This is a genomic window from Falsirhodobacter algicola (assembly GCF_018279165.1).
GTDB lineage: Bacteria > Pseudomonadota > Alphaproteobacteria > Rhodobacterales > Rhodobacteraceae > Falsirhodobacter > Falsirhodobacter algicola.
Map to the genome: position 1 here is coordinate 1,386,413 of NZ_CP047289.1, position 24,594 is coordinate 1,411,006.

Consider the following 24,594-nt stretch of genomic DNA (forward strand, 5'->3'; position numbering starts at 1 on the left):
ATGGCGATCACCTCTGCCAACCAGCTTGAACTTCTGCAGACCGCCGAGGCGGTGGCGCGTGAAAAGATGATCGACCCGGATCTGGTGATCCAGGCGATGGAGGACAGCCTCGCCCGTGCCGCGAAGTCGCGCTACGGTGCGGACCTCGACATCCGCGTGAAGATCGACCGCAAGACCGGCCGCGCCTCGTTCGCGCGCATCCGCACCGTCGTCGCCGACGAAGAGTTCGAGAATCATCACGCGCAGCTGACGGTGAAGCAGGCGAAATCCTACCTTGCCGACCCGCAGATCGGCCAAGAGGTCATCGACGAGGTTCCGCCCGTCGATCTGGGCCGCATCGCCGCGCAATCGGCCAAGCAGGTGATCCTGCAGAAGGTCCGCGAGGCCGAGCGCGATCGTCAGTTCGACGAGTTCAAGGACCGCAAGGGCACGATCATCAACGGCCTCGTCAAGCGCGAGGAATACGGCAACATCATCGTGGATATCGGCCGGGGCGAAGCGATCCTGCGCCGGAACGAGAAGATCGGCCGCGAAAGCTATCGCCCGAACGACCGCATCCGCTGCTACATCAAGGATGTGCGCCGCGAGCCGCGCGGACCGCAGGTCTTCCTCAGCCGCACCGACCCGCAGTTCATGGCCGAACTGTTCAAGATGGAAGTGCCGGAGATCTACGACAACATCATCGAGATCAAGGCCGTCGCCCGCGACCCGGGCAGCCGCGCCAAGATCGCCGTCATCTCCTACGACAACTCCATCGACCCGGTGGGGGCCTGCGTCGGGATGCGCGGCAGCCGTGTGCAGGCCGTCGTGAACGAGCTGCAAGGCGAGAAGATCGACATCATTCCGTGGAACGAGGATCAGGCGACGTTCCTCGTGAACGCGCTGCAACCGGCCGAAGTCAGCAAGGTCGTCATCGACGACGACGCCGGCAAGATCGAAGTCGTGGTCCCGGACGAGCAGCTCAGCCTCGCGATCGGTCGCCGCGGCCAGAACGTGCGCCTTGCCAGCCAGCTGACCGCGCTCGATATCGACATCATGACCGAGAGCGACGAGAGCGCGCGCCGTCAGGCCGAGTTCAACGATCGTACGAATCTGTTCATCGAGACCCTTGATATCGACGAGATGATGGCCCAACTCCTTGTCTCGGAGGGCTTCACCAATCTGGAAGAAGTCGCCTATGTCGATCAGGACGAACTTCTGTCGATCGACGGCTTCGACGAAGGTACGGCCGCCGAGCTACAGGCCCGCGCCCGCGACCATCTCGAAGCCGCCAATGCCAAGGCGCTGGAAACGGCCCGCGCCCTTGGCGCCGAGGAGAGCCTGATCGAATTCGAGGGGCTGACGCCCCAGATGGTCGAGGCGCTTGCCAAGGACGGCATCAAGACCCTTGAGGACTTTGCGACCTGCGCCGATTGGGAGCTGGCCGGCGGCTGGACCTCGCAGGATGGCAAGCGCATCAAGGACGATGGCGTGCTGGAGCCGTTCGATGTGTCTCTCGAAGAGGCGCAGACGATGGTGATGACGGCCCGCGTGATGCTGGGTTGGGTCGATCCGACCGAACTGGAGGCTTCGCAGGACGAGGCCGAAGAGGACGAAGAAGAGGCGTAAATGACGCGCGGTGGCCGGGACGACATGCGGGATGATCCCGAACGGAAATGCATCGTCACGGGCCAGAGCGGCCCGAGGGCGGGGCTGATCCGCTTCGGCCTCGGCCCCGAAGCGCAGGTGGTGCCCGACGTGCTCGGGCGGCTGCCGGGGCGCGGCTTCTATGTCTCGGCCGACCGCAAGGCGATCGAGACGGCGGCGAAGAAGGGGCTGTTCGCCCGCGCCGCCCGAAAGCCCGTGACGGTGCCCGACGGTCTTGCCGATGTGGTGGAGACGCAGATGGCACGGCGGGTCGTGGACCTGATCAGCCTCGCCCGCAAGGCAGGCGAAGCCGTGACGGGCTATGAGAAGGTGAAAGACTGGCTGGTGAAGGACAAGGCACGGATCCTTGTGCAAGCCAGCGACGGCTCGGAGCGCGGCAAGTCCAAATTGCACCCCCCGGGCGGGAGCGAAACGTTCATAGGCTGCCTGACCGCTCAGGAATTGGGTTTGGCATTCGGACGTGAACATGCGATACACGGCGCGCTTGCGGCTGGTGGACTCACGACACGTGTTGTAGAGGAAGCGGCAAGACTCGCCGGGCTTCGCGGAAATATCGGCGGCAGGCCCGCCGGAAGGGATACGAAAGACGCATGAGCGATACAGACGGTAAGAAACCCCTCGGCATGGGTGGCGCCCCGCGTTCGGGGTCCGTGAAGCAAAGCTTCAGCCACGGCCGGACCAAAAGCGTTCTGGTGGAAACGAAGCGCAAGCGCGTTGTCGTGCCGAAGCCGACCGCTCCGGGGTCGGCCTCTGGCGGCGGCCAGCGTCTGGGCGATCCTTCGAAACGCCCCGCCGGCATCTCCGATGCCGAGATGGAGCGCCGCCTGAACGCGCTGAAGGCCGCCAAGGCCCGCGAGGCGGAGGATACCCTTCGCCGCGCCGAGGAAGAGCGTCAGCGCGAAGAAGAACGCCAGCGCCGCCGCGAGGAACTGGAAGCCCGCGAGCGCGAAGAGCGCGAGCGTCAGGAAGCCCTGAAGGCCAAGGCCGAGGAAGAGGAGCGTCTGAAGGCGCTTGCCGAAGCCGATGCCCGCCGCGCCGAGGCCGCCAAGCGCGCCGAAGCCGAGGCCCCTGCCCCGCGCCAGAACAACAACGGCCCGGCACCGGTGCGCACCGGTGCGCCCACCCCCCGCAAGTCCGAGCGTGAGCGCGAGGACCGCGACCGCGTGGGCAAAGGCCGCGAGGACAACCGCCGGTCGGGCAAGCTGACGCTGAACGATGCGCTGTCGGGCGAAGGCGGGCGTACGCGCTCCCTCGCGGCGATGAAGCGCAAGCAGGAAAAGGCCCGCCAGAAGGCGATGGGCAGCCAGCGCGCCGAAAAGCAGTTCCGCGATGTCCGCATCCCCGAGACGATCGTGGTGTCGGAACTGGCGAACCGTATGACGGAACGCGCGGCGGACGTGGTCAAATCGCTCATGAAGATGGGCATGATGGTCACGATGAACCAGACCATCGACGCCGATACGGCCGAGCTGGTGATCGAGGAATTCGGCCACCGCGCCGTCCGCGTCTCGGACGCGGATGTGGAGCAGGTGATCCACCATGTGCAGGACAAGCCGGAAGATCTGGCCCCCCGCGCACCGGTCATCACGATCATGGGCCATGTCGACCACGGCAAGACCTCGCTTCTGGACGCGATCCGCAAGGCCAACGTCGTTTCGGGCGAAGCTGGCGGCATCACGCAGCATATCGGCGCCTATCAGGTGAAGACCGAAGGCGGCGCGCTGCTGACCTTCCTCGACACGCCCGGCCACGCGGCCTTCACCTCCATGCGGGCCCGTGGCGCGCAGGTGACGGATATCGTGGTTCTGGTGGTTGCGGCCGATGACGCCGTGATGCCCCAGACGATTGAGGCGATCAATCACGCCAAGGCCGCCAAGGTTCCGATGATCGTGGCGATCAACAAGATCGACAAGCCCGGCGCGAACCCGACCAAGGTCCGCACCGATCTGCTTCAGCACGAAGTCGTGGTGGAAGAGATGTCCGGCGATGTGCAGGACGTCGAGGTTTCGGCCAAGACGGGTCTGGGTCTCGACAACCTTCTGGAGGCCATCGCCCTTCAGGCCGAGATCCTCGAACTGCAAGCCAACCCCGGTCGCGCCGCTTCGGGCGCCGTGATCGAGGCGCAGCTGGATGTCGGCCGCGGCCCGGTCGCGACGGTTCTGGTGCAGAACGGCACGCTGAAGCGCGGCGACATCTTCGTCGTGGGCGAGCAGTGGGGCAAGGTCCGCGCGCTCATCAACGACAAGGGTGAGCGGGTGAACGAAGCCGGTCCTTCGGTTCCGGTCGAGGTTCTGGGCCTGAACGGCACGCCTGCCGCAGGCGACGTGCTGAACGTGGTCGAGACCGAGGCGCAGGCCCGCGAGATCGCGTCCTATCGTGAGAACGCGGCTAAGGACAAACGCGCCGCCGCCGGTGCCGCCACGACGCTGGAACAGCTGATGGCGAAGGCCAAGGCCGACAAGGACGTGGCCGAACTGCCGGTGCTGGTGAAGGCCGACGTGCAAGGCTCTGCCGAAGCGATCGTCCAAGCGTTGGAGAAGATCGGCAACGACGAGGTGCGCGTGCGCATCCTGCATTACGGCGTGGGTGCCATCACCGACACCGATGTGGGCCTCGCCGAAGCGTCGAACGCGCCGATCATCGGCTTCAACGTGCGTGCCAACGCTTCGGCCCGCAACTCGGCCAACCAGAAGAGCGTGGAGATCCGGTACTACTCGATCATCTACGATCTGGTGGACGACATCCGCGATGCGGCTTCGGGCCTCCTGAAGAACGAGATCCGCGAGCACTTCATCGGCTATGCCACCATCAAGGAAACCTTCAAGGTGACCGGCGTGGGCATGGTGGCGGGTTGCCTCGTGACCGAGGGCGTCGCCCGTCGTTCGGCCGGTGTGCGCCTGCTGCGGGACAACGTGGTGATCCACGAAGGCACGCTGAAGACGCTGAAACGCTTCAAGGACGAGGTGAAGGAAGTCATCTCCGGTCAGGAATGCGGTATGGCCTTCGAACGCTACGAAGACATCCGCCCCGGCGATGTCATCGAGATCTTCGAGCGCGAGGAAGTGGTCCGCACGCTCAGCTAAGGATCTGGCCGGGCCTTCGGGTCCGGCCTTTTCGTTCGGGCATGAAAAAAGCCGGGCCACGATGGCCCGGCTTTCTTCTTATCTGTATCGCGGCTGGTTCAGGCGGCGACGGCGGGTGCCGTTACCGGACGTCCGACGAACGTCTTGCTGCCGACACTGACGATGATCCGACCGTCAGCAGCGTGATCGACGAACTGACCCTGCACCGAGATGCAGCTTCCAATGGTGATCGTGCGAAGCATTGAATGTCTCCCTCTTGGCTTGCCCCATGAGAGATGCTGTACATAAAACCGTTAAGATTTCATCAAGAAAAATGCGCGATCGCTTGCTGATTAGCAGAATTGTGATCGACGTGTCACAAAATCGCCCTAAGGGATGGCAGCAGAGGCAGGTCTGCGGGGGGCATGGGATAGCTTTCCAGCGCCCCGACCTCGGCCCAATCCAGCGCCTGCCCCTCGCGCCCCGTGGGCGTGCCCGTCCAGCGCCGACAGGCGAAGAGCGGCATCATCAGATGGAAGCTGTCATAGGCGTGGCTGGCAAAGGTCAGCGGCGTCAGATCGGCCGGATCGACGACGATCCCCAATTCCTCGGCCAGTTCCCGCACGAGAGCTGTTTCGGGCGACTCGCCGGGTTCGATCTTGCCGCCGGGAAATTCCCACAGGCCCGCGAGGCTTTTCCCCTCGGGCCGCTGGGCCAGAAGGATGCGGCCCCGATCGTCGATCAGGGCCACGGCCGAAACGAGAACCAGCTTCACGAGCGGTAGTCGGCGTTGATGTCGATGTAGCGATGCGTCAGATCGCAGGTCCAGACGGTGCGCGCCGCGCGGCCCATCCCCAGATCGACCCCGATCACCAACTCCTCGTTCTTCATATAGGCCGCCGCCTCCTCTTCGGAGTAGGTGCGGCTGCGCCAGCCTTTCTCGGCCAGAACCATATCGCCGAGGGTGATCTTCAGCTTGTCGCGCTCGGCCGCGGCGCCGGATTTGCCGACGGCCATGACGATGCGGCCCCAGTTCGGATCCTCGCCCGCGATGGCGGTCTTGACCAAGGGCGAGTTCGCGATGGCCATGGCCACGCGGTGCGCGTCCTCGAGGCTGGCTGCACGGCGGACGCGGACCTCCACGAATTTCGTGGCCCCCTCGCCGTCGCGCACGACCTGCTTGGCCAGATCGAGCATGACGCCGCGCAGGGCGTCCTCGAAGGCCTTCGCGACGGGACCGCTGCGCACTTCGGCGGCCGGGCTCTGCCCCGTCGCCGCCAGCAGCAGCGCATCCGAGGTGGAGGTATCGCTGTCCACGGTGATGGCGTTGAACGTGTCGTTCACCTGCCGCGACAGCATGGTCTGAAGCCGCTGCGGCGCGATCTTGGCATCGGTGAAGATGTAGACGAGCATCGTCGCCATATCCGGCGCGATCATGCCCGAGCCCTTGGCGATCCCGGCGATGCGAATCTCGCCGCCCTCGCCCGCGACGGTGGCCGAGGCGCCTTTGGGGAAGGTGTCGGTGGTCATGATGGCGCGGGCGGCCATCTCGATCCCCGCCGAATCGAGCCCAGCCACCAGATCGTCCATCCGCGCCACGATCCGGTCGTGGGGCAGTGGCTCTCCGATCACGCCGGTGGAAGAGGAGAAGACCCGCGAGGCCGGAAGATCCAGCGCGCGGGCCGCCGCCGCCGTGACCGCCGCAACCGAGGCGACGCCCGCCTTGCCGGTGAAGGCGTTGGAGTTGCCCGAATTGACGACGATCGCCGCACCGGCCCCGCGGGGGACCGTCATGGCCAGCTTTTCCTGACAATCGAGCACGCAAGCCGCCCGCGTGGAGGAGCGCGTGAACACCCCCGCCACCGAGGTGCCGCCCGCAAGGCGGATCAGCGTCAGGTCCGTGCGCCCGGCATAGCGGATGCCGGCCTCCACGGCCGCGAACTCCACGCCCGCGATGTCGGGCAGGCGTGGAAAGCCCTCTTTGGGGGCAAGGGGCGAGACCGCCTTCGCCTTGGCCGGGGCCGGAGCGCCGGCGTCCAGCTTTGCCTTGGCCTTGTTCAGCTTTTTCTTCAGCGTCTTGGCTTCGGCCTTCCAGTCGGTCTTGCCCATGTCGGATTCCTTAGTTGCTCAACAAGGAATCGTCGCGAAGCACCGCCGGGTCAACCCCTTCTCCGGGGCGGGTGATGTCGGCGTTCTGCGTCACTTCGGACAGGTGCTTGGACACGGCCTCTTGCTGGATCTGGGTGGTCAGCTCGTCGCGCACATCGTCCAGCGTCGGCTTTTCGGCCTCGCGGGTGTCGTTCAGCTTGATCACATGCCAGCCGAACTGCGTCTGCACCGGATCGGACACTTCGCCGACCTCCAGCGAAGTCACGGCATCTTGGAACGGCTGCACCATCATGCCGGCACCGAACCAGCCGAGATCGCCGCCATTCTGCGCCGCGCCGTCCGAGGATTTCTCCTTGGCGAGTTCGGCGAAGTCCGCGCCGTCGTCGAGTTGCTTCTTGATGTCCTTGGCCTCTTCCTCGGTCGGAACGAGAATGTGCGAGGCGTTGTATTCGGTCTGCGGCTCGGCATCGGCATATTGCGCGTCATAGGCGGCCTGCAGCGCCTCGTCGGTCACGGCCGCGCCTGCGACCTCTTCCAGCGCCTTGGAGGCGAGGTAGGACTGCCGCTCGATCTCCATCGCGATCTCGTCCTTGGGCGTCAGGTTGCCTTCGGCCGAATCCGCCAGAATCTGCTGCTGGATCAGCTGCTCCATCACGCCCGAGAACAGCGTGTCATCGGGAAGCTGCTGATACTGGGCGGGCAGACGCTCGCGTAGGACCAGCATCTGGCCAAGCGTGATGTCCTTGCCGTTGACCGTCGCCACCACCGTGTCGGCGGTCGGATTCTCGATCCGGGGCGCGGTCTGGGCGTCGGCGGGGGCGGCGGGCTGTGCGTCCTGCGCAAGGCTCGGGGCGGCCAACACCAGCGTCATCGCGGTGGCGCAGAGCATGTGTTTCATCAGCATCGTCTTCTCCCATGGGGCCGCACGAGGATCGCGCGACGTTGACTTGGCACCGACCACCCCTTACATCGCAAGGCGCATGAGCGCAGGGCCGCCGGACCTTTCTGCCGTTTTAGGTAAGGCGGTCGGATCGGGCAAGGTGGCCGCCTCACACGATCTTGTCACGAGACCCCGTTCAGGGGCCCATCGGAGAAAACATGCTCGGTCTTGGTACTCTCGCACAGAAAGTCTTTGGCACACCCAACGACCGCGTCGTCTCGTCTGTTCGGCCGCTGGTCGCAAAGATCAACGCGCTGGAGCCGGAGTTCAAGCCGCTGACCGATCAGGGTCTGAAGGATAAGACGGCCGAACTCCAGCGCCGCGCACAGGGCGGCGAAAGCCTCGATGCCCTTCTGCCCGAAGCCTTCGCCAACTGCCGCGAAGGGGCGCGCCGCGCCCTCGGCCTGCGCGCCTATGACGTGCAGCTGATGGGCGGCATCTTCCTGCACAAGGGCAACATCGCCGAGATGAAGACCGGCGAAGGCAAGACCCTCGTCTCCACCTTCCCGGCCTATCTGAACGCGCTGACGGGCAAGGGCGTGCATGTCGTCACCGTCAACGACTACCTTGCCAAGCGCGACGCGGCATGGATGTCGAAGGTGCACGGCGCGCTCGGCCTAACGGTCGGCGTCGTCTATCCCTTCCAGGCCGAGGATGAGAAGCGCGCCGCCTATCGCTGCGACATCACCTACGCCACCAACAACGAACTCGGCTTCGATTATCTTCGCGACAACATGAAGAACTCGATCGAGGAAATGGCGCAACGCGGCCACAACTACGCCATCGTCGACGAGGTGGACTCCATCCTCATCGACGAAGCGCGCACGCCGCTGATCATCTCCGGCCCCTCGCAGGACCGTTCGGACCTCTATGTGGCGGTGGACAAGCTGATCCCCTCGGTCACCGAAGAGCATTACAAGCTGGACGAAAAGACGCGGAACGTGACCTTCACCGAGGAAGGCAATGATTTCGTCGAGGAGGAGCTGACGCGCGCGGGCCTGCTGCCCGAGGGGCAGTCCCTCTATGATCCCGAAAGCACGACGCTGGTGCACCACGTCACGCAGGCGCTGCGGGCCCACAAGCTCTATCTGCGCGACCAGCATTACATCGTCCGCGACGGCGAGGTGATGCTGATCGACGAATTCACCGGCCGCATGATGAAGGGCCGCCGTCTGTCCGAAGGTCTGCATCAGGCGATCGAGGCGAAGGAGGGCGTGAAGATCCAGCCCGAGAACGTCACCCTCGCCTCCGTCACCTTCCAGAACTACTTCCGCCTCTATGACAAGCTGTCGGGGATGACCGGCACCGCGGCCACCGAGGCCGAGGAGTTCATGGAGATCTACAAGCTGGGCGTGGTCGAGGTTCCGACCAACCGCGGCGTGAACCGCACGGACGAACACGATCAGGTCTTCCGCACCGCCCGCGAGAAATATCTCGGCGTCGTCGCCTCGATCAAGGAGGCCCATGCCAAGCGGCAGCCGATCCTCGTCGGGACCACCTCGATCGAGAAGTCGGAGATGCTGTCGGCGATGCTGACGCAAGAAGGCATCCCCCACAACGTCCTGAACGCCCGTCAGCACGAGCAGGAGGCGCAGATCGTCGCCGATGCCGGCAAGCTGGGGGCCGTGACCATCGCCACCAACATGGCGGGCCGTGGCACCGACATTCAGCTCGGCGGCAGCGTGGACATGAAGGTTCTGGACGCCCTCGCCGCCGACCCCGAGGCCGATCCCGACGAGGTGCGCACCCGCGTCGAGGCCGAGCATGCCGACGAGAAGGCCAAGGTGCTGGAGGCCGGCGGCCTGTTCGTTCTGGCCACCGAGCGCCACGAATCCCGCCGGATCGACAACCAGCTGCGCGGCCGTTCGGGCCGTCAGGGCGATCCGGGCCGCTCGGCCTTCTTCCTCAGCCTCGAGGATGACCTGATGCGCATCTTCGGCTCCGAGCGTCTGGACAAGGTCCTGTCCACGCTGGGCATGAAGGAAGGCGAGGCGATCGTGCACCCTTGGGTGAACAAATCGCTGGAAAAGGCGCAGGCTAAGGTGGAGGCGCGCAACTTCGACATGCGCAAGAACCTCCTGAAATTCGACGATGTGATGAACGATCAGCGCAAGGCGATCTTCAGCCAGCGCCTCGAGATCATGGCCGCCGAGGATCTGTCCGAGATCGCACAGGACATGCGCCATCAGATGATCGAGGATCTGGTGGACATCCACATGCCCCCCAAATCCTATCCCGACAGCTGGGACACCGAGGGGCTGCATGCCGCGATCCAAGAAAAGCTGACGCTGGATCTGCCGATCGCCGCTTGGGCCGCCGAGGAAGGCGTGGACCAGATGGCCGTGCGCGACCGGATCTTCGCCGCCTCGGACGAGCTGATGGCCGAAAAGGTGGAGCAGTTCGGCCCCGAGCAGATGAAATCCATCGAAAAGCAGGTTCTGCTGCAAGCCATCGACACCAAATGGCGCGAGCATCTGATGCGGCTGGAGCATCTGCGTTCGGTCGTGGGCTTCCGCGGCTATGCGCAGCGCGATCCGCTGTCGGAATACAAGACCGAAGGCTTCGCCCTGTTCGAGACGATGCTCGATTCGCTGCGTCAGGACGTAACGCAGCGCCTGTGCCAGATCCGCCCGCTGACCGAGGAGGAGCGTCAGGCCATGCTGGCGCAGCTGATGCAGCAGCGCGGCGTGAACATTCAGACCGCCGCGGCAGCGCCCGAGCCGGAGGCCGACGCCGCCCCCGAGGCGCCGATCCTGCAGGAGGAAGGCCCGTCCGAGGATATCGACCCTTCCGTCTGGGGCGATGTGGGCCGGAACGACCCCTGCCCCTGCGGATCGGGCGAGAAGTTCAAGCACTGCCACGGCCGTCTGGTCTGACGGCAAAGGCGCCCCGCGGGGCGCCTTTTCGCATCAGAGGTAGCCGGCGCTTCGGAAGGACAACTCCCGCTCCTTCCCGATGATCAGGTGATCGTGCAGCGTCACGCCCAGCACCTGCCCCGCATCCTGCACCTGCACGGTCATGGAGATGTCGGATTGCGAGGGCGTCGGATCGCCCGAAGGATGATTGTGCACGAGGATGATCGCCGAGGCGTTCAACTCCAGCGCCCGCTTCATCACCTCGCGCGGATAGACGGGAACGTGGTCCACCGTCCCCTCTCCCTGCTGCTCGTCGGCGATCAGGACGTTCTTGCGGTCGAGATAGAGGACACGGAACTGCTCCGTCTCCCGGTGGGCCATGGCGGTGTGGCAGTAATCCAAAAGCGCATCCCACGAGGACAGCACCGGGCGGTTCATCACCCGCGCGCGCATCATCCGCTGCGCCACCGCTTCGAGGATCTTCAGATCCTGCACCACGGCCTCCCCCACCCCCTTCACGGCCAGAAGGCGCGCACGGGGGGCGGTGACGGCACGGTTCAGATCGCCGAACGTGTCCAGCAGCAGCCGCGCCAGCGGTTTGACATCCTGCCGCGGGATGGAGCGGAAGAGCAGCAGTTCCAGCAGTTCGTAATCCGGCATCGCCGCCGCCCCGCCTTCGGCGAAACGAGCGCGCAGGCGCTTGCGGTGATCGGCGATATAGGAGGGCAGCCGCCCGGAGAGGGGCGTTGCAAGGGCCTCATCCTCGTCGAACAGGCGCGGGGCTTCGTGAAACGATTTCATCCGCCCAGATTGCGCAGAGATGGTTAGCGAATGATTAAGGCCGCCCGAAGGCGGCCCCGATCAGCTTTTCATCCCGTCCCAGAAACTCTTCACCTTGGAGAAGAAGCTCTGACCCTCGGGGTTGTTGTCGGTGGAGAGCGTGTCGAACTCGCGCAGGATCTCCTTTTGGCGGGCGGTGAGGTTGACCGGAGTTTCCACCGCCAGTTCGATCATCATGTCGCCAAGGCCCGCACCGCGCAGCGATGGCATCCCCTTGCCGCGCAGACGCATCTGCTTGCCCGTCTGGCTGCCTGCAGGCACCTTCACGCGGCTCATCCCGCCATCGATGGTCGGCACCTCCACCTCGCCGCCGAGCGCGGCCGAAGCGATGGATACCGGCACCCGGCAATAGAGGTTCACGCCGTCGCGCTGGAAGATCGGATGCTCCCCCACCTCGATGAAGATGTAGAGATCGCCCGACGGCCCGCCGCGCAGCCCGGCTTCGCCCTCTCCGGCAAGGCGGATACGGGTGCCCGTCTCCACCCCTTTGGGGATGTTGACCGACAGCGAGCGGTCCTTTTCGACCCGGCCGACGCCTTGGCAGACCTTGCAGGGGTTCTTGATGATCTGGCCAAGGCCGTTGCAGGTCGGGCAGGTCCGCTCCACGGTGAAGAAGCCCTGCTGCGCCCGCACCTTGCCCATCCCGGCGCAGGTGGGGCAGGTGACGGGCTCTGCGCCGCCCTCCGCCCCGGTGCCGTGGCAGGCGTCGCAGGCGGTGGAACTGGGCACGTTGATCGTCTTCTGCGATCCCGCGAACGCCTCTTCAAGAGAGATGCGCAGGTTGTAGCGCAGGTCCGAGCCGCGCTGCACACGGCTGCGCGCCTGACCCCGGCCCATGAAATCGCCGAACAGATCCTCGAACACGTCCGAGAAGGCGCTGCCGAAATCGCCCTGCTGGCCATAGCCGCCGCGCTGACCGCCGCCGCCGCCCATGCCGCCTTCGAAGGCCGCATGGCCGAAGCGGTCATAGGCCGCCTTCTTCTCGGGATCCTTCAGGACGTCATAGGCTTCGTTCACGTCCTTGAACTGGGCCTCGGCGGTCGGGTTATCGGCGTTGCGGTCGGGGTGAAGCTCTTTCGCCTTGGTGCGATAGGCCTTCTTCAGCTCCTCCGCCGACGCCCCGCGTGCCACGCCGAGGACATCGTAATAATCACGTTTTGCCATTCCGGGTCCTCTATGAGGCGAGGCGGCCCGTTCCCGGACCGCCCCTTCCTTTCAACCGATCCCGGGGGATCATTTCCGCTTGTCTTCGCCGAGATCCTCGAAATCGGCATCGACGATATCGTCGCCATCCGCAGCCTGCGGCGCGCCTTCGCCGCCCTCTTCGGCGGCCTGCGCCTTGTAGATGGCTTCGCCCAGACGCATGGACGCTTCGGTCACGTTCTGGATCGCGCCGCGGATCTTGCCAGCGTCTTCGCCCGCAAGCGCCTCTTCCAGCGCGCCCAGCGACAGTTCGATCGCCTCGACGGTGGACGGATCGACCTTGTCGCCATGATCGGCGATCGACTTCTTGGTCGCGTGGACAAGGCTCTCGCCTTGGTTCTTCACTTCCACCAGCTCGCGGCGGGCCTTGTCGCCTTCGGCATTGGCCTCGGCATCCTTGACCATCTTTTCGATATCCTCATCGGACAGACCGCCCGACGCTTGGATCGTGATGTTTTGGGATTTGCCCGTGCCCTTGTCCTTGGCGCTGACCGACACGATGCCGTTGGCGTCGATGTCGAAGGTCACCTCGATCTGCGGCATGCCGCGCGGGGCCGGCGGGATGTCTTCCAGATTGAACTGGCCGAGCATCTTGTTGTCGGCTGCCATCTCCCGCTCCCCTTGGAAGACGCGGATCGTCACGGCGTTCTGGTTGTCCTCGGCCGTGGAGAAGACCTGCGACTTCTTCGTCGGGATCGTGGTGTTGCGGTCGATCAGGCGGGTGAACACACCGCCCAGCGTCTCGATCCCCAGCGACAGGGGCGTCACGTCCAGCAGCACGACGTCCTTCACGTCACCCTGCAGCACGCCCGCCTGAATGGCCGCGCCCAGCGCCACCACCTCGTCGGGGTTCACGCCCTTGTGCGGCTCCTTGCCGAAGAACTTCTGCACCTCTTCGATGACCTTGGGCATGCGGGTCATACCGCCGACCAGAACCACCTCGTCGATGTCGCCGACCGACAGGCCCGCATCCTTCAGCGCCGCTTGGCACGGCTTGATGGAGTTCTTGATGAGATCGGCCACGAGGCTTTCCAGCTTCGCACGGGTCAGCTTCATGACCATGTGCAGCGGCGTGCCGGTGTTGCGGTCCATCGAGATGAACGGCTGGTTGATCTCGGTCTGCTGGCTGGAGGACAGCTCGATCTTGGCCTTCTCGGCGGCTTCCTTCAGGCGCTGAAGGGCCATCTTGTCCGAGGTCAGATCGACGCCGTGCTCTTTCTTGAACTCGTCCGCAAGGTAGTTGACGATGCGCATGTCGAAGTCTTCGCCGCCGAGGAACGTGTCCCCGTTGGTCGATTTCACTTCGAAGAGGCCGTCGTCGATCTCTAGGATCGTGATGTCGAACGTACCGCCGCCAAGGTCATAGACCGCGATCGTCTTGGTGTCTTTCTTGTCGAGGCCATAAGCCAGCGCGGCGGCCGTCGGCTCGTTGATGATGCGCAGCACTTCGAGGCCCGCGATCTTGCCCGCGTCCTTGGTGGCCTGACGCTGGGCGTCGTTGAAATAGGCCGGAACGGTGATCACGGCCTGCGTGACGCTTTCGCCCAGATAGGATTCCGCCGTTTCCTTCATCTTCTGCAGGATGAACGCGGAAATCTGCGAGGGCGAGTATTTGTCGCCGCGCACTTCCACCCAAGCGTCGCCATTGCCGCCATCCACGATGGAATAGGGCACCAGCTTCTTGTCCTTGGTCACCTCGGCGTCGGTCGTGCGACGGCCGATCAGGCGCTTCACGGCGAAAACGGTGTTGGAGGGGTTGGTGACGGCCTGCCGTTTCGCCGGCTGGCCGACGAGACGCTCGCTGTCCGTGAAGCCGACGATGGAGGGCGTCGTGCGCGCCCCTTCGGCATTCTCGATCACACGCGGTTGCGCGCCGTCCATGATGGCGACGCAGCTGTTGGTCGTCCCAAGGTCGATCCCGATGACTTTGGCCATATTCATGCACCTCTACTTGCGGCGATATTTTAGGTCCAGGCCCGTACTGGCTCCTGGCCCCGATCCCAGATGCGGCCGACCGGGGCGGCCGCCCCACCCGGCTACGCCAGCGTATATAAGGAGGGCGTTTTGGGGCTGCAAGCGTCACGCCCCTGTGAAGTTACGGGAATATCGTGCGCCAAGCGTCCATCGCGGCCAGAAGCGCCCGGCTGATGCCGGGTTCGGACAGCGCATGGCCAGCCATCGGAATGACGTGCAGATCGGCGCTGTCCCAGCCCGCAGCCAGCCTATGTGCGGCCTGCGGGGGGCAGATCATGTCCAAACGCCCCTGCACGATGACCGCCGGCAGATGTTCGATCACGCGGCGGTTGCGCAGAATCCAGTCATCGCAATCCATGAAACAGCGATGCGTGAAATAATGATTTTCCAGACGGGCGAATGTGCGGGCATAGTCCGAAGGCGCCTCTCCCGGGATGCCTTCGTGATGCACGCTGGCAAGCGCGTTTTCCCAATTGGCCCAGATGCGCCCGGCGCGAGCCTCTTCCATCCGGTCGCCGCTGAAGAGGCGGCGGTGATAGGCGGCGATGGCGTCGCCCCGCTCCGCCTCGGCCAGCGGCGCAAGGAACCGCGCCCACATCTCGGGGAAGAAGCGCCCCGCGCCGCCACCATAGAACCAATCCAGTTCCCCCTGCGTGCCGAGGAACACGCCCCGCAGCACCAGCCCCCGCACCCGTTCGGGATGGGTGATGGCGTAGATCAGCGCGAGGGTGGAGCCCCAGCTGCCACCAAAGAGGATGAAGCGGTCGATCCCCAGCCGGTCGCGGATGCGCTCGATATCGGCGATCAGATGCCATGTGGTGTTCGCCTCGACCGAGCCGCTGGGCCGCGAACGCCCGCAGCCGCGCTGATCGAACATCACCGTGCGGTAATGGGCCGGATCGAAGAAGCGGCGCATCATGGGCGAACAGCCGCCCCCCGGCCCGCCATGCAGCACCAGAACGGGCACGCCTTCGTGGTGGCCCGACTGCTCGACATAGACGCGGTGGCCCTCGCCCACCTCCATCATACGCTGATCGAAGGGTTCGATCGGCGGATAGAGGGAACCATTCTCGCGCTTTTGGCCTGACCTGTGATCCATGATCCGCCTATATAACCGCGAAAGCCGCGATGTCGCGCCAAAAAGCACAGGAGTCTGCCATGACCAGCACCATCGACGCGGCCGAGGTCGCCAAGTTCGAAGCCATGGCCGCCGAATGGTGGGACGTGAACGGCAAGTTCAAGCCGCTGCACCAGATGAACCCCTGCCGCCTCGATTACATCACCGGGCAGATCGCGATGGAATTCGGGCGCGACCTGCAGGGCGCCGCCCCGTTCGAAGGGCTGCGCATCCTCGATATCGGTTGCGGCGGCGGCCTTCTGGCCGAACCGATGGCCCGGCTGGGCGCCACGGTGGTCGGCGCCGACGCGGCCGAGCGCAACATCCCCGTCGCCCGCATCCATGCCGAACAGTCCGGCCTCGAGATCGACTACCGCCACACCACCGCCGAGGCGCTGGCCGCCAAGGGCGAGCAATTCGACGTCGTCCTGAACATGGAAGTGGTGGAGCATGTCGCCGATCCCGCCGCCTATCTGCGGGCCTGCCACGATCTTCTGCGTCCGGGCGGGCTGATGGTCTGCTCCACCCTGAACCGGAACGCCAAAAGCTTTGCCATGGCGATCGTGGGGGCGGAATGGGTGATGCGCTGGCTGCCCAAGGGCACGCATGACTGGAACAAGTTCATCACGCCGGACGAACTCTTCGACCTGCTGCGGACGGCGGGCCTCGATCCGGTGGACCGCAAGGGCATGGTGTTCAACCCGCTCGGCTGGTCATGGAGCCTGTCGTCGCGCGATCTGACGGTGAACTACGTCACCGCCAGCATCCGCCGCTAGATCCCCTTCAATGCCCGCACCGCGTCGCGCGCGGCGCGGTGGCGGGCATGACCTTCGGCGAAGGCCGCCGCCAGCGCCGCGTCGGGGGCGATTTGCCGGGCAAGGGGCGGCGGGGTCAGCACCTCGGTCCCCGCGCCGGTCGCGGCCATCAGCGCCAGCCGCGCCGCCCCGAAGGCCCCGCCGAAATCCCCCGCCGCCGGCACGCCCACCGGCACGTCCAGCGCCGTCGCGATCGCCGCCAGCCAATACTCCGACCGCGATCCTCCGCCCACGGCGATCAAGCTGCGCAGTTCCGTGCCGGTCGATGCCAGCGCATCGCGGCAATCGCGCAGCGCAAAGGCCACCCCTTCCAGCACCGCACGGGTGCCGGCGGCGGTATCCGTCGCATGCTCCAGCCCAAGGAACGCGCCGCGCAGCGCCGCATCGTTCAGCGGCGTCCGCTCCCCCCCCAGATAGGGCAGGAACAGCGGCCGCCCCGGCGCCTGCAGGGGGCCAAGGCCCTTGGTCAGCTCCGCCGCGCCCTGCCCCACCATCCGCGCATACCAGTTCAGCGAATCCGTCGCCGACAGGATCACGCCCATCTGGTGCCACGCACCCGGCAGCGCATGGCAGAAGCTGTGCACCGCGCTGGCGGCATCGGGACTGTAGCCTTCGGTCGCGGCAAAGAGCACGCCCGAAGTACCGAGCGAGACGAACCCCTCGCCCGGACGCACCGCGCCCACCCCCACCGCCGAGGCCGCGTTGTCGCCGCCGCCCCCCGCCACCACGACCGACGGCGGCAGCCCCCAGCGCGCGGCAAGCTCGGCCCGCAGATGGCCCGACACCTCGGAGCCTTCGACCAGCCGGGGCATATGCTCGCGCCCCAGATCGGTCGCGGCCAGCAGCGCATCCGACCAGTCGCGCGCCCCGGTATCGAGCCATGAGGTGCCCGCGCTGTCGGACATGTCGCCCACATGCTCCCCCGTCAGCCACAGGCGCAGGTAATCCTTGGGCAGCAGCACCTTCGCCACGCGGGCCCGCAGCGCCGGTTCGTGCCGGGCCATCCACATCAGCTTCGGCGCGGTGAACCCGGCAAAGACGATGTTGCCGCTGATCGTCCGAAAGCGCGGATCGGCGTCGAGGGCGGCGGCCTCGGCATGGGCGCGGGTGTCGTTCCACAGGATCGCCGGGCGCAGCACCGCATCGGCGGCATCGAGGACCACGGCCCCATGCTGCTGCCCCGACAGGCCGATGCCCTTCACCGCCGACAGGTCCGATCCGGCCAGAACGCTCAGCACCGCTTCGCAGGCCGCGATCCAGTCGGCGGGATTCTGCTCGGACCAGCCGGGATGGGGGCGGCTCACCTCGAGGGGGGCCACAGCCTCCGCCACGACGTGCTGCGCCTCGTCGATCAGCACGCCCTTCAGGCCCGAAGTGCCCAGATCCAATCCGATATACATCGCTTCCCCCTGCCGTTCCGGCCCCCTTTATCACGATCCGCCCATTCCTTGCCAATCCTGCGAAGCATTCGTTGTCGACCTGCGGGCAAGCTGCGATACTTTCCCAAACAAAGAAGCATGGGGACGAAGGTGGCAGGAATACGGATGCTGACGCTGGCTGCGGCCTTGGGCGTCACGACGGGCGGTACGGCGCAGGCGCTGGATCAGGTGGTGTTTCAGGTTACCGGCAATGACGACGACATCACCGAGACGCTGCGCAATGCGTCGCTGACCGCCGAGGTGGCCGAAGACCCGGACCGCACCGACGAGCTGTTCGGGGCCGCGCAGGCCGATTATGGCCGTCTTGTCGGGGCGCTGTACGCCATCGGGCGTTATTCCCCCGTGATCCACATCACGATCGACGGGCGCGAGGCGGCGTCGATCGCGCCGCTCTATGCCCCCGCTGCGGACACCATCCGCGAGATCCGCATCACCGTCGATCCGGGGCCTGAGTTCCGCTTTTCCCGCGCCGTGGTCACCCCCTATGTGGAGGGGACGGAGTTCCCCGACGGCTTTGCCGAGGGCGAGGTCGCCGAATCGGGTCTCATCTCGGACGCGGTGAAGGCCGGGCTGGAGAAGTGGCGCGACATCGGCCACGCAAAGGCGGATGTCGCCGAAGAGCGGATCATCGCCGATCACCGCGCCGACACCCTTCTGGCCGAAGTCGCCCTGACCCCCGGCCCCCGCCTGCGCTTCGGGCCGATGACCGTGCAAGGTCAGCGCAAGATGAGCGCGCGGCGCATCGAAAAGATCGCGGGCCTGCCCGAGGGGGAGACCTATTCCCCCGAAGAGCTTCAGACCGCCGCCAACCGCCTGCGCCGCACGGGCATCTTCTCTTCGGTGACGATGACGGAAGGGGAGGTCGCCGCGCCCGACCTGCTGCCCATCACCACCACCGTGGTGGAGCAGCTTCCCCGCCGCTACAGCATCGGGGCGGAGATTTCCTCTTCCGAAGGGGCGTCGCTGACCAGCTACTGGCTACATCGCAACCTGCTGGGCGGGGGCGAGCGGCTGCGCGTCGATGGCGCGGTCGAAAACATCGGGGCGCAGAACTCCGGCATGGACTATTCGCTCGGCGTGACGCTGGAACGTCCGGCGACCATCACCGCCGACACCACCGCCGCCGTGAATGCCGGGATCGAGCATCTCGACGAGGAGGATTACACCTCCGACGGGTTCGACATCGGCATCAGCTTCACGCAGATCATCTCCGAGGATCTGACCGCCAGCCTCGGGCTGACCTATGCGCAGTCGGATGTGGAGGATGACCTCGGCGATTACACCTACAAGACGCTGTCGCTGCCGCTCGGCGTGACATGGGACACGCGCGACAACGAGTTGGACGCGACCGAAGGGTTCTATCTGGCCGCCGTCGGCACGCCCTTCGCCGGGGCGGCCGATACGGATTCGGGCTTTCGTGCGACGCTGGACGGGCGCGGCTACTATTCCTTCGGCGAGCCGCGGCGGCTGACGCTGGCGGGCCGGATGCAGGCCGGGCGCGTCTGGGGGCCGGACCTCTTGGGCACGCCGCGCGACTTCCTGTTCTATTCGGGCGGAGGCGGCACCGTGCGGGGCCAGCCCTACCAGTCGCTCGGCGTCTATCCCAGCGATGACGACGACGATTACAAGATCGGCGGCTCGTCCTTCCTTGCCGCCTCGGTGGAGGCGCGGGTGATGGTGACCGACAATATCGGCCTCGTCGGCTTCTTCGATGCCGGGCGGATCGGCACCGACGGCTTCTCGGATATGGACGAACAATCGGGCGCGGGCTTCGGTCTGCGCTACAACACCGGGGTGGGGCCGATCCGGCTCGACATCGCCTCGCCCGTGTCGGGCGATACGGGCGAAGGCGTGCAGATCTACGTGGGAATTGGGCAGGCGTTCTGATGCGGAAATTATTCATCCTCCTCCTCGCCTTCCTGCCCTTCGCGGCGCTGGCCCAAGATCAGGGCGGCGATGCCGATCGCGGCTGGCTCGAGGGTATAATCGAGGACAAGCTCTCCTCCGCCGGGCGGCAGGTGAACATCGTCGGCTTCGAAGGGGCGCTGTCCTCCCGCGCCACGCTGCAGGAATTGACCATCGCCGACGATGACGGCGTCTGGCTGACGCTGCGCGACGTGGTGCTGGACTGGAGCCGTTCGGCCCTGCTGCGCGGCCGGGTGGAGGTGTCCGAACTCTCCGCCGCAGAGATCATCGTCGCCCGCGCCCCCCTGCCCGCCGAAGGGCTGGAGGCCGCCCCCTCGCCCGAGGCGTCGCCCTTCCAGCTTCCCGATCTGCCGGTGTCGATCAATATCGGCCGCATCGCGGTGGACCGGCTGGAACTCGGCGCGCCGCTGCTGGGCGAAGAGGTGACGGCCACCGGCCAAGGCGTGCTGGTCCTGAACGGCGGCGAGGGCGGCATCACGCTGAACGCCCGCCGCACCGATGGCGGGCCGGCGCTGAGCCTCGCGCTCGATGCGAGCTTTGCCAACGAGCAGCGCCAACTGGTCGTCGATCTGTCGCTGTCCGAAGCCGCGAACGGTCTGGTCACGCGCAAGCTGGGCCTGCCCGGTGCGCCGTCGGTCGATCTGACGGTGAAGGGGTCGGCCCCGCTGGACGATTACACCGCCGATGTCACGCTGGCGACGGACGGGCAGCCGCGCATCGCGGGGCAGGTCTCGGTACAGGCCCCGGCCAGCGGGCCGCTCGGCTTTGCCGCCGACCTTTCGGGCGATGCCGCGCCGCTGTTCCTGCCCGATTATGCCGAGTTCTTCGGCAACGATCTGGCGCTGAAGGTGCAGGGCAGCAAGGATGCCGATGGCGTGCTGGAGATCCCGACCCTGTCGCTGATCGCCCAGCAGCTGCAACTGAACGGCGCCGTGACGATCGGCAATGACGGCCTGCCCAAGCTGGTGGACCTGACGGGGCGCATCGCCTCGGATGATGGGGATCCGGTGCTGCTGCCGCTGTCCACCGATCAGGAAACGCGGGTGAAGACACTCGATCTCGATGTGCAGTTCGATGCCGACCGGTCCGAGGATTGGACGGCGGCCATCACCCTCGAAGGGCTGGACCGCGCCGATTTCGACGCAGACCGTCTGGCGCTGAACGGCACGGGGCGGATCGTGCCCGGCGCGGCCGCGGAGGTGACGGCCGATCTGACGCTGGCGGCGCAGGGCCTGTCGGCCGCCGATCCGGGGCTGAACGCCGCCCTCGGCTCGCAGGTCGATGGCGCGATGCAGATCGACTGGATCCAAGGCGAGGACGGGCTGAAGATCCCGTCCCTGACGCTGAACGGCGCCGATTACGGCCTCGATGCCAATGCGGTGATCCAAGGGCTGTCCACCGGCATGACCATCACCGGCGATGCGGCGGCCCGCCTTGCGGACCTGTCGCGCTTTGCCGAGATCGCGGGTCGTCCGCTGGCCGGTCAGGCCGAAGCGAAGGTTTCGGGCCGCTACACGGTGCTGGAGGGCGGGTTCGATGTCGTGGCCGATGTGGCCGGGACCGACCTTGCCACCGGCATCCCGCAGGTGGACGGGCTTCTGGCCGGGCAATCCACGATCGCCCTGTCGGCGCTGCGCGATACCCAAGGCACCCGCATCCGCGAATTCAAGGTGGATGCGCAGGATCTGTCGGCGACGGCGCAGGGGCTCATCTCCTCCACCGGCAGCGATCTGACGGCGAATGTCACCGCAAGCGATCTGCGCGTGCTCGGCCCGCAATATGGCGGCAGCGCCACGGCGGACCTGACCTTCACCGGCACGACGGATGCCGGCGATCTGCGTCTGAACGCGGACGGCACCGACATCCGCACCGGCATCGCCGAGGTGGACGGCCTTCTGGCGGGCGCCTCCACCATCCGGCTGGATGCCGCGCTTCAGGACGGGGCCGCCGTCATCCAGCAGGCAGAGGTGAATGCCCGCGCCCTCGCCCTGACCGCCGAAGGGCGGCTGGCGCAAGACGGCAGCGATGTGAAGGCGCAGCTGAACCTGTCGGACCTGTCGGTGATCGGACGGCAATATGCCGGCACGGTGAACACCGCGCTGGCCTTCACCGGCACCCCGGAAAACGGGCGGATCACGCTCGACGGTACGGCCCGCAACATCAAGGTGGCGCAGGATCAGGCCGACCGGCTGCTGCGCGGGGATTCCACGATCTCCGCCGCCGTCGCGCTGACCGATGGCCGCGTCGTGGTGGAGCGGGCGCAGGTCCGCAACCCGCAGGTGACGCTCGATGCGAACGGCACCCCGATCGACGGGGGCCAGCGCCTCGATCTGACGGCGCGGCTTGCCAATCTAGGAATCCTGCTGCCGCAGTTCCCCGGCGCCGTCAGCCTGTCGGGTACGGTGGCGCAGCGCGCGCAGGGCTATGATCTCGATCTGCGCGCTCAGGGGCCGGGCGGCATCGACGCGCGCGCCAATGGCAGCGTCGGCGCGGCCTTCGATCAGGCGAACCTGACGCTGACGGGGTCGGCGCAGGCGGCGCTGGCCAATGTGTTCCTGTCGCCGCGCAACGTGGCGGGGCCGGTGCGCTTCGATCTGCGGGTGAACGGCCCGCTGGCGCTGCAATCGGTCAGCGGGACGATCAGCACCCAAGGCACCCGCTTCGCCGATCCCGAGCTTGGCCTTGCGCTGAACGCGATCGACGCGCGCGTCACCCTGAACGGTCAGGTCGCCAGCATCACCGCCAGCGCCGCACCCGAGGACGGGGGCCGCATCCGCGCCAGCGGCACGATCGGCCTTGCCGATCCCTACAACGCCGATCTGACCGTGGATCTGAGCCGTGCGGTCATCACCGATCCTTCGCTGTATCAAGTGACGGCGGGCGGGCAGGTGCGCCTGCAAGGCCCGCTGGCGGGCAATGGGCGCATCAGCGGCCGCATCACCCTCGAGGAGGTGAACATCCAAGTGCCCTCGGGCGGGCTTGGGACGGCGGGCACGCTGCCCGGCCTTCAGCATGTGAACGAGCCGGGCGATGTCCGCGCCACCCGCCGCCGCGCGCAACTCGATGACGAGGAGGAGTCGAGCGGCGGCAGCAGCGGTGGCGGTCTTGGGATCGACCTCACGATCTCGGCCCCGGACCGGATCTTCGTGCGCGGGCGCGGCCTCGATGCCGAGCTTGGGGGCGAATTGCGGCTGACGGGCACCACCTCCAACATCGTGCCGATCGGGGCGTTCGAACTGGTCCGTGGGCGGCTCGACATCCTCGGCCGCAGGTTGGAGTTGAGCGATGCGACCCTGTCGCTGGAGGGGGACTTCATCCCGCAGCTCTATGTTCGCGCCTCGAGCGAGAATAACGGCGTCACGAGCTATGTCAGCATCGTCGGCCCGGCGGACGATCCGGAAGTGACCTTCAGCTCCGACCCCGACCTGCCGCAGGAGGAGGTTCTGGCGCAACTGCTCTTCGGGCGCGATCTGTCGTCCATCTCGCCGCTGCAGGCGGCACAGCTGGCCAATGCGGTCGCCACGTTGGCGGGGCGCGGCGGTCAGGGCATCGTAGGAAACCTACGGCAGAACTTCGGCCTCGACGATCTGGATGTAACGACCAACGATACCGGCGGCGCCGGCGTCCGGGCCGGCAAGTACATCTCGGAGAACGCCTATACCGCGGTGGAAGTGGACAGTCAGGGCCAGAGCGAGATCAGCCTGAACCTCGACATCTCCGACAGCCTGACCGTGCGCGGATCGACCGGCACCGCCGAAGGCAGCACCGGGATCGGCATCTTCTGGGAACGCGATTATTGATCGCGGGGGGCGGCGCGATCGGCATCGACCGCCGCCCCCAACAGGATCGCAAAGCCTGACAGGTACATCCACATCAGCAGCGCGATCACCGCCCCGATGGAGCCATAGACCTGATTGTAGCTGTGGAAGTTGCTGAGATAGAGCACGAAGCCCCGCGAGATCAGCGCCCAGAGCACCACCGCCACCAGCAGCCCGCGCGAGAAGATCGGCCGCGCCATGCCCGCAGGCCGGTTCGGCCCAAGGCGATAGACCAGCCCGATGCCGAACACGACCAGCATCAGCCCCAGCCCGACATTCAGATATTCCAGCAGCATCCCCGACACCGCACCCAGCGGCAGAAAGCGGATCACCACCGGCACCACCACCGCCAGCGTCATCGCCGACAGCACGATCCCGACCAGCGTGCAGGTGAGCATGAGCGAGCGCAGCGTGTGCATCACCCCGCCCCGCTTCGGCAGATGATGCACGGCGTTGATCCCGGAGATCAGCGCCGACACCCCCGCGCGCGAAGACCACAGCGCCACCATGAGCGATAAGAGCGAGGTCCAGCCGAGATCGGCCGAATTGGCCGCCAGCAGCGCATCCACCTGTTCGGAGATCAGACGATAGGCATCGCCGGGCAGGAAATCCCGCGTCAGTTCCAACTGCCCCCGGATGTCGGTCGGATCGGCCGCAAAGCCCCAGATGGCGATCACCGCCGCCACGGCCGGAAACACCGAAAGCAGCCCGTAGAACGCCATGCCGGCCGAGATCATAAACAGGTTCGCAACCTCGATCCGGCTCTTGATGCGCAGGAACCAGGACCAGGTCGTCGCGGGTGTCATGCGGCCTCCGTCAGATGGGGAAAAGCCGCATTATGACCGGGCA

General features: G+C 66.2%; 17 protein-coding genes. 7 read left to right on the top strand and 10 right to left on the bottom strand.

What is annotated here, in order from left to right:
* From nusA to infB, 3 genes are read left to right on the top strand one after another with little or no spacing between them, the layout of a single operon-like run.
* Complete coding sequence (gene nusA, locus GR316_RS07075) at nt 1–1,608, top strand: transcription termination factor NusA (RefSeq protein ID WP_211783266.1); 1,608 nt, start codon at nt 1–3, stop codon at nt 1,606–1,608.
* The gene (locus GR316_RS07080) at nt 1,609–2,241 is read left to right on the top strand and encodes an RNA-binding protein (RefSeq protein ID WP_390625154.1); all 633 of its coding nucleotides are present in this window, start codon (nt 1,609–1,611) and stop codon (nt 2,239–2,241) included.
* On the top strand, nt 2,238–4,730 hold the full coding sequence (gene infB, locus GR316_RS07085; RefSeq protein ID WP_211783268.1) for a translation initiation factor IF-2: 2,493 nt from the start codon (nt 2,238–2,240) through the stop codon (nt 4,728–4,730). The genes GR316_RS07080 and infB overlap by 4 nt, the downstream gene beginning before the upstream one ends.
* 98 nt (nt 4,731–4,828) lie before the next feature.
* Here infB and GR316_RS07090 read toward each other — a convergent pair whose 3' ends face one another.
* The 4 genes from GR316_RS07090 to GR316_RS07105 form a co-directional block, all read right to left on the bottom strand.
* Nucleotides 4,829–4,972 (bottom strand): hypothetical protein, encoded by a 144-nt coding sequence (locus GR316_RS07090; protein ID WP_211783269.1) that lies wholly within the window; start codon nt 4,970–4,972, stop codon nt 4,829–4,831.
* Nucleotides 4,973–5,085: 113 nt separating this feature from the next.
* Nucleotides 5,086–5,484, bottom strand: coding sequence for an 8-oxo-dGTP diphosphatase MutT (gene mutT / locus GR316_RS07095; RefSeq protein ID WP_211783270.1), 399 nt, complete (start codon nt 5,482–5,484; stop codon nt 5,086–5,088).
* Nucleotides 5,481–6,818: a bifunctional glutamate N-acetyltransferase/amino-acid acetyltransferase ArgJ gene (argJ, locus tag GR316_RS07100; RefSeq protein ID WP_211783271.1), complete on the bottom strand. Its 1,338-nt coding sequence runs from the start codon at nt 6,816–6,818 to the stop codon at nt 5,481–5,483. Before argJ ends, mutT begins: the two co-directional genes overlap by 4 nt.
* A 10-nt stretch (nt 6,819–6,828) precedes the next feature.
* Nucleotides 6,829–7,716 (bottom strand): peptidylprolyl isomerase, encoded by an 888-nt coding sequence (locus GR316_RS07105; RefSeq protein ID WP_249218721.1) that lies wholly within the window; start codon nt 7,714–7,716, stop codon nt 6,829–6,831.
* Nucleotides 7,717–7,916: 200 nt separating this feature from the next.
* Here GR316_RS07105 and secA point away from each other — a divergent pair, with 200 nt between their 5' ends.
* The gene (secA, locus tag GR316_RS07110; protein ID WP_211783272.1) at nt 7,917–10,634 is read left to right on the top strand and encodes a preprotein translocase subunit SecA; all 2,718 of its coding nucleotides are present in this window, start codon (nt 7,917–7,919) and stop codon (nt 10,632–10,634) included.
* 33 nt (nt 10,635–10,667) lie between these two features.
* On the opposite strand, the gene radC is transcribed toward secA, so the two are convergent.
* The 4 genes from radC to pip form a co-directional block, all read right to left on the bottom strand.
* On the bottom strand, nt 10,668–11,414 hold the full coding sequence (gene radC / locus GR316_RS07115; protein WP_211783273.1) for a RadC family protein: 747 nt from the start codon (nt 11,412–11,414) through the stop codon (nt 10,668–10,670).
* A gap of 60 nt (nt 11,415–11,474) precedes the next feature.
* Entirely contained in the window at nt 11,475–12,617 is a 1,143-nt protein-coding gene (gene dnaJ / locus GR316_RS07120; RefSeq protein ID WP_211783274.1) for a molecular chaperone DnaJ, read from the bottom strand.
* A gap of 69 nt (nt 12,618–12,686) precedes the next feature.
* Complete coding sequence (gene dnaK / locus GR316_RS07125; RefSeq protein ID WP_211783275.1) at nt 12,687–14,591, bottom strand: molecular chaperone DnaK; 1,905 nt, start codon at nt 14,589–14,591, stop codon at nt 12,687–12,689.
* Nucleotides 14,592–14,751: 160 nt separating this feature from the next.
* Nucleotides 14,752–15,729: a prolyl aminopeptidase gene (gene pip / locus GR316_RS07130; RefSeq protein WP_211783276.1), complete on the bottom strand. Its 978-nt coding sequence runs from the start codon at nt 15,727–15,729 to the stop codon at nt 14,752–14,754.
* A 59-nt stretch (nt 15,730–15,788) separates the two neighbouring features.
* Between pip and ubiG the strand changes: the two genes are divergently transcribed.
* A complete protein-coding gene (gene ubiG / locus GR316_RS07135) occupies nt 15,789–16,523 on the top strand; it encodes a bifunctional 2-polyprenyl-6-hydroxyphenol methylase/3-demethylubiquinol 3-O-methyltransferase UbiG (protein ID WP_211783277.1) in 735 nt (244 codons plus the stop codon).
* Here the strand turns inward: ubiG and xylB are convergent.
* Nucleotides 16,520–17,962: a xylulokinase gene (xylB, locus tag GR316_RS07140; RefSeq protein ID WP_211783278.1), complete on the bottom strand. Its 1,443-nt coding sequence runs from the start codon at nt 17,960–17,962 to the stop codon at nt 16,520–16,522. The two genes, ubiG and xylB, sit on opposite strands and share 4 nt — an antisense overlap.
* A gap of 144 nt (nt 17,963–18,106) precedes the next feature.
* Here xylB and GR316_RS07145 point away from each other — a divergent pair, with 144 nt between their 5' ends.
* Nucleotides 18,107–19,888: an autotransporter assembly complex protein TamA gene (locus tag GR316_RS07145; protein ID WP_211783279.1), complete on the top strand. Its 1,782-nt coding sequence runs from the start codon at nt 18,107–18,109 to the stop codon at nt 19,886–19,888.
* Nucleotides 19,888–23,727 (top strand): translocation/assembly module TamB domain-containing protein, encoded by a 3,840-nt coding sequence (locus GR316_RS07150; protein ID WP_211783280.1) that lies wholly within the window; start codon nt 19,888–19,890, stop codon nt 23,725–23,727. Before GR316_RS07145 ends, GR316_RS07150 begins: the two co-directional genes overlap by 1 nt.
* On the opposite strand, the gene GR316_RS07155 is transcribed toward GR316_RS07150, so the two are convergent.
* Entirely contained in the window at nt 23,721–24,551 is an 831-nt protein-coding gene (locus tag GR316_RS07155; RefSeq protein ID WP_211783281.1) for a YihY/virulence factor BrkB family protein, read from the bottom strand. The two genes, GR316_RS07150 and GR316_RS07155, sit on opposite strands and share 7 nt — an antisense overlap.
* Between the last annotated feature and the right edge of the window lie 43 nt (nt 24,552–24,594).

Excerpts from the sequence above, each read along its gene's own strand:
- nusA (WP_211783266.1), top strand. The coding sequence starts at position 1 with ATGGCGATCACCTCTGCCAACCAGCTTGAACTTCTGCAGACCGCCGAG.
- GR316_RS07080 (WP_390625154.1), top strand. The coding sequence starts at position 1,609 with ATGACGCGCGGTGGCCGGGACGACATGCGGGATGATCCCGAACGGAAA.
- infB (WP_211783268.1), top strand. The coding sequence starts at position 2,238 with ATGAGCGATACAGACGGTAAGAAACCCCTCGGCATGGGTGGCGCCCCG.
- GR316_RS07090 (WP_211783269.1), bottom strand. The coding sequence starts at position 4,972 with ATGCTTCGCACGATCACCATTGGAAGCTGCATCTCGGTGCAGGGTCAG.
- argJ (WP_211783271.1), bottom strand. The coding sequence starts at position 6,818 with ATGGGCAAGACCGACTGGAAGGCCGAAGCCAAGACGCTGAAGAAAAAG.
- GR316_RS07105 (WP_249218721.1), bottom strand. The coding sequence starts at position 7,716 with ATGAAACACATGCTCTGCGCCACCGCGATGACGCTGGTGTTGGCCGCC.
- secA (WP_211783272.1), top strand. The coding sequence starts at position 7,917 with ATGCTCGGTCTTGGTACTCTCGCACAGAAAGTCTTTGGCACACCCAAC.
- radC (WP_211783273.1), bottom strand. The coding sequence starts at position 11,414 with ATGAAATCGTTTCACGAAGCCCCGCGCCTGTTCGACGAGGATGAGGCC.
- dnaJ (WP_211783274.1), bottom strand. The coding sequence starts at position 12,617 with ATGGCAAAACGTGATTATTACGATGTCCTCGGCGTGGCACGCGGGGCG.
- dnaK (WP_211783275.1), bottom strand. The coding sequence starts at position 14,591 with ATGGCCAAAGTCATCGGGATCGACCTTGGGACGACCAACAGCTGCGTC.
- pip (WP_211783276.1), bottom strand. The coding sequence starts at position 15,729 with ATGGATCACAGGTCAGGCCAAAAGCGCGAGAATGGTTCCCTCTATCCG.
- ubiG (WP_211783277.1), top strand. The coding sequence starts at position 15,789 with ATGACCAGCACCATCGACGCGGCCGAGGTCGCCAAGTTCGAAGCCATG.
- xylB (WP_211783278.1), bottom strand. The coding sequence starts at position 17,962 with ATGTATATCGGATTGGATCTGGGCACTTCGGGCCTGAAGGGCGTGCTG.
- GR316_RS07145 (WP_211783279.1), top strand. The coding sequence starts at position 18,107 with ATGCTGACGCTGGCTGCGGCCTTGGGCGTCACGACGGGCGGTACGGCG.
- GR316_RS07150 (WP_211783280.1), top strand. The coding sequence starts at position 19,888 with ATGCGGAAATTATTCATCCTCCTCCTCGCCTTCCTGCCCTTCGCGGCG.
- GR316_RS07155 (WP_211783281.1), bottom strand. The coding sequence starts at position 24,551 with ATGACACCCGCGACGACCTGGTCCTGGTTCCTGCGCATCAAGAGCCGG.